Source organism: Candidatus Nitrosopumilus sp., assembly GCF_029882185.1.
Lineage (GTDB): Archaea > Thermoproteota > Nitrososphaeria > Nitrososphaerales > Nitrosopumilaceae > Nitrosopumilus.
In genome coordinates this window covers 1-4,918 of the sequence record NZ_JAOULD010000070.1, presented here as the reverse complement: position 1 = coordinate 4,918, position 4,918 = coordinate 1, and the positions used below count along the sequence as shown (strand labels likewise).

Annotated in this window: 4 protein-coding genes and 1 pseudogene; 2 read left to right on the top strand and 3 right to left on the bottom strand. The window is 34.3% G+C overall.

Annotated features, from left to right (window positions below; genetic code table 11):
• Positions 1 to 200, top strand: a pseudogene (locus OEW78_RS09875) (hypothetical protein); the annotation flags it as partial.
• A gap of 13 nt (positions 201 to 213) precedes the next feature.
• Here the strand turns inward: OEW78_RS09875 and OEW78_RS09870 are convergent.
• Entirely contained in the window at positions 214 to 846 is a 633-nt protein-coding gene (locus tag OEW78_RS09870) for a hypothetical protein (RefSeq protein WP_300327127.1), read from the bottom strand.
• Between the two features lie 154 nt (positions 847 to 1,000).
• Here OEW78_RS09870 and OEW78_RS09865 point away from each other — a divergent pair, with 154 nt between their 5' ends.
• Entirely contained in the window at positions 1,001 to 3,265 is a 2,265-nt protein-coding gene (locus OEW78_RS09865) for an aconitate hydratase (RefSeq protein WP_300327128.1), read from the top strand.
• Positions 3,266 to 3,321: 56 nt separating this feature from the next.
• Here OEW78_RS09865 and OEW78_RS09860 read toward each other — a convergent pair whose 3' ends face one another.
• Entirely contained in the window at positions 3,322 to 4,179 is an 858-nt protein-coding gene (locus OEW78_RS09860; RefSeq protein ID WP_300327126.1) for a glycosyltransferase family A protein, read from the bottom strand.
• Positions 4,180 to 4,312: 133 nt separating this feature from the next.
• Positions 4,313 to 4,453 (bottom strand): hypothetical protein, encoded by a 141-nt coding sequence (locus tag OEW78_RS09855; protein WP_300327125.1) that lies wholly within the window; start codon positions 4,451 to 4,453, stop codon positions 4,313 to 4,315.
• Positions 4,454 to 4,918 lie beyond the last annotated feature (465 nt).

Sequence of the window (4,918 nt, the reverse complement as noted above, 5' to 3'; positions counted from 1 at the left end):
ACTGTACAACTGTATCTCATATTTTACTTCATGAGTTTTTACGAAAACTTGGACACAAAAAATTCATTCAAGAAGTTCACGATATCTGGACAAAACATCTCTTTGAACAACTAGAATTTGAACAATATGATGAGGACTTTCAAAAGACTGATGGTAAGCCTATGTTTTTAACAATCGATGTTTCTCAATCAAATTTTTAAATAATTTTTCAAGTTAACACTTTGTAACTGAATAGATGTTGTTTTCAAAGTTTGCTGTTTTGAAATCTAGTTTATTTTCAGGATCATTTGTTCTTGATTTGCTTAAATTCTCAAGCTCAACTAATGCATCTCCTCTAAATCCCACTGAGGAACCATAAATTGCATCAGACAACATTGTTCCGTGATCTCCTTTTTTGATATCATCTACCATTTCATAAAATCTAGCAGTTTCTTTTTTATTGACAGGATTGCCAGTTGCCTTGTTATATGCAACTGAAATGTACATTCCGTTATTTTTTACAGCGACAGGGATTTTGTGATTTTTTCCTGATTCGCCAGGAATTGTTTCATTAACTAAAACTTCACATTTGTGATACATACTTGAAACATATGCGTAGAATCTATATTGTGCATATTTTCCTGACTCATCTTCTTCGCAATCCACAAAAACCTTGTGCAGTAATTCTAACGCATCATCATTCATACTTTGTAATCTGTCATCAATTCTACCTCTTTCTAGAAGATCTGATTTACATTCTTTGGCAATTAAAACTAAAATAAAGTCTGGTAAATTGTAATTTTTTAATGCTGCAACAAAAGCTCCGGCTTGTGACATTCCAAATTTTGGAAAACCCTTATTGACCATATTTACAAATCACTCCAAAAAACATACTACTCTCCAACAATGTAGTAAAACATGCTTTTCGCTTATAATTGTTAAGGAATTTGGTAACTTTTTTGCTATTTTTTCTAAATTTTAAATTGTAAGTATTAAATTCTGGAGAAATTCAATGTTTTCTATGGATGTAAATACTACCCCTCAACTTGTTTCAAATGTTTATTCAAAAATTAAAGAAAATATTGTGAAATATCGAAATATGCTCGGAAAACCACTCACACTTACTGAGAAAATTCTATCTGGACACCTTTACGAAATTCCTGATAAACCTCTTGCTGGCGGAAAAGATTATGTTTTTCTTAAACCTGACAGAGTTGCATTACAAGACGTTACCGGTCAAATGGTGATGCTCCAATTTATGCAAGCTGGTCTTAAACAATCTGCCTTGCCAACAACTGTTCATTGTGATCATCTGATTAGAGCTGAGGTTCAAGGTGATGTTGACATGAAAGTTTCACTTGATGAAAATAGTGAGGTTTTCAAATTTTTGCAGTCTGCAGCTGCAAAACATGGGTGTGGTTTTTGGAAACCTGGTGCTGGAATCATTCATCAAGTGGTTCTTGAAAATTATGCATTTCCAGGAGGCTTGATGATTGGTACTGATTCTCACACTCCAAATGCTGGAGGACTTGGAATGATTGCAGTTGGTGTAGGCGGGTTAGATGCAGCTGAAACTATGGCTGGTCTTCCTTGGGAGTTACTTTACCCAAAAAAAATTGGTGTTAAATTAACTGGAGAACTTAATGGATGGACCGCACCCAAAGATATCATACTTAAAGTTGCAGAAGAATTAACAGTTTCTGGAGGAACTAATTCGATCGTGGAATACTTTGGTCCTGGTACAAAATCTATCAGCTGTACCGGTAAGGCTACCATTACTAATATGGGTGCAGAGATTGGGGCGACCTGTTCTATTTTTCCATATGATGAAAGGATGGAGACCTATCTGAAATATACAAACAGAGAAAAAATTGCTGAACTAGCAAATCAAAACAAAGAATTACTTGTAGCAGATCCTGAGATTGAATCAAATCCCGAAATCTTTTTTGACAAAGTAATTGAAATCAATCTCTCTACATTAGAGCCTCACATTGTTGGCCCTCATACTCCAGACTTGGCTAGATCAATTTCAAAATTATGTGATGATGTAAAATCAAATGATTATGTTGATCCAATATCCGTCGCATTGATTGGAAGTTGTACTAATTCCTCATATGAAGACATGTCTAGAGTTGCAAGTATTGCTAAGCAAGCCAAAGACAAAGGAATAAAGTCTAAAATTCCTCTGTTAATCACTCCTGGCTCTGAACAAATTCGTGGAACTATAGAACGAGATGGCCAAATGGATTCTCTTAAGGAAATTGGAGCAACTGTCTTGGCAAATGCTTGTGGACCTTGCATTGGACAATGGAATAGACCTGAATTAGAAAATGAAGAAAAAAACACTATTGTTACAACATTTAACAGAAATTTTCCAGGAAGAAATGACGGTCATCGTAGTACTTTGAATTTTATTGGCAGTCCTGAGATGATTATCGCATTAGCTTTAGGAGGTAGGTTATCTTTTAATCCGTTGAAAGATGAGCTTACAGCCTCTGATGGGACAAAATTCAAACTAGATCCTCCCAAACCTGCACCAGAAGTTCCTGAAGATGGATTTATGATTCCTGAAGGCATTTTCATTGCACCTCCTGAAAACTCAGATGATCTTGAAGTAATAATCGATCCTAACAGTAAAAGACTGCAACTTTTAGAACCTTTTTCAAAATGGGATGGTGGAGACTTTATTGATTTGCCAGTTCTAGTTAAAGCCAAAGGAAAATGTACCACTGATCACATTTCTCCTGCTGGTGCTTGGCTGTCACTTCGCGGCCATTTAGATAATTTGAGCGATAACATGCTTTTGGGAGCAGTCAATGCATTCAGTGATGAGATAGGAAAGGGCAAGAACATGCTCAATAACCAACTTGAAACATTCTCAAGTATTGCAAGGCAATACAAAGAAAAACAAATGAGATGGGTGATTGTAGGTGATAATAACTATGGTGAAGGCAGCAGCAGAGAACATGCTGCAATGTCTCCTCGATATCTAGGATGTGCGGCAGTAATCACCAAAAGCTTTGCTAGAATTCACGAAACAAATTTGAAAAAACAAGGAATTCTGGCACTCACCTTTAGCAATACAGATGACTATGAAAAAATTTTAGAAGATGATAAACTCAGTCTTTTAGAATTAGATGAATTGGAGCCACACAAACAGGTAAAATGCATCCTTTTACACAAAGATGGGAGTCAAGATCAACTCTTACTTGATCATTCATACAATCAATCTCAGATTGAGTGGTTCAAAGCTGGTTCTGCACTTAATGTTTTGAGAAACCGATGAAAAATTTTCCGTGGACTTCCTTTACATTTGCCTAAAAATTACTCATAGTTTTCAAATCAATATTTGGTTTCCATAAACCTCTTGAATTTCTTAGTAGGATTGGATAGAACGTGTTTTGTATTATATTTTTTTGATACAAAATTTCGAAGAGATTCTTCATAAAATATTTCCTTGTTTGAAAAATATCCCTTCAGAAAGAACATGAAACTTTTGAATCCTTTTCCGCGTTTTAATAGCAACAACGATCTTAGAAATGTGTGTAATAAGGGATATCCAAGGGCTTGCATGGCATAGCCGTAATGGTAATACATTATGGGTTTGTACGTAATTGAGGTTCTTCTGGCAGTCTTTGTTTTTATATCCTCATAATAACTGATATTGAATCCTAATTGCATAGCTTTTACGTAGACGTATGTTTCATAACCAAAATTTACAGGTAATTTAGAACCTATTGATTTCCAATAATCTTTTCTGATAACACGCCCCGAGCCTCTGGGTGCCGTAGCTATTTCACCTTGAATTGCACCAGACGCAACAACAGAATCATCTGTCATCATCTTTTCTGTTATTTTTTCATAATAGTCAGAAGACAACAGGTGATCTGCGCCCACTATTGAAATAAAATCAAGGTTATCCACATTCAAATGGTTCAAGCCATAATTGAAAACTTTGGCAAGCTCTGGACGTGTTACCCAATTATCATGAATCTCAGGAAAAGTTAAAATCTCAACATCAAAATTTTTTGCAATTTTTACAGTATCATCAGTTGAATTATCATCAACCAATACTATTTGAGTTAACGGAATTGTTTGCTGAGATAAGGCATCAAGTGTATCATAAATATTGTTAGCCTCGTTTCTGGCAATAATGACAATCCCTATTCTTGGAAATTCATTAAACTTTGTCTTATTCACACTAAGATTACAATGAATGTGAATTTATTTTGCGTGATAGGAAAAGATAACTTTCAAACAAGAGTAATACTGTTGTAATCTATTGGGTGATTAATCAACAGATAAGAAAATTTAGGTAGGCTCATACTCATCGTCATTCATCAAAGATCCATGTTAATCCTATCATATCCAATGCAGAGACATTGGTTGAAACCGGATTTTTGACTTTACATTCCTCCGGAGAAAATGATTGATTAGAGTTTTTGTCATATTTGTATTGAATTATTGTTGACATGATATGTGATTACAAAATTTACTTAAAACCCTAATGAACAAATCATTCATACAAATCCTCAGTAATCCCTAACTACTATTTTAGATAATACAATTCAGTTGGAATTGTCACCAGACGACAAATCGTCGTTGGTCTTAAATTCCATTTTTATTCCATCTTAAAATTCTACATTTTGAGCCACTGATTAGGAAGCATTTCAGATCATTTTTAGTTACTTCATAAAATCAGGGTAGTAATTTGCCTCAAAAAATAATTCCCTTTATGTATGCATCAAAATTTGCTAATTTATCTAGAATAGATTTCATTTTAGATTATTCTAGATCATTTCATTAGCTATCAAATACTGAATACTATTTGAACTCCATCTGATAACAAACCTTGAGATCACCATTCAGCATTATTTTTTAACCATTTTGGAATATGTGTTTCAGATTCTGCTTTTTCATGATTTGTATTCTGAGGAAT

What these genes read in the sequence shown, in the direction of transcription:
- OEW78_RS09870 (WP_300327127.1), bottom strand. Translation starts at nt 846, where the DNA reads ATGGTCAATAAGGGTTTTCCAAAATTTGGAATGTCACAAGCCGGAGCT.
- OEW78_RS09865 (WP_300327128.1), top strand. Translation starts at nt 1,001, where the DNA reads ATGGATGTAAATACTACCCCTCAACTTGTTTCAAATGTTTATTCAAAA.
- OEW78_RS09855 (WP_300327125.1), bottom strand. Translation starts at nt 4,453, where the DNA reads ATGTCAACAATAATTCAATACAAATATGACAAAAACTCTAATCAATCA.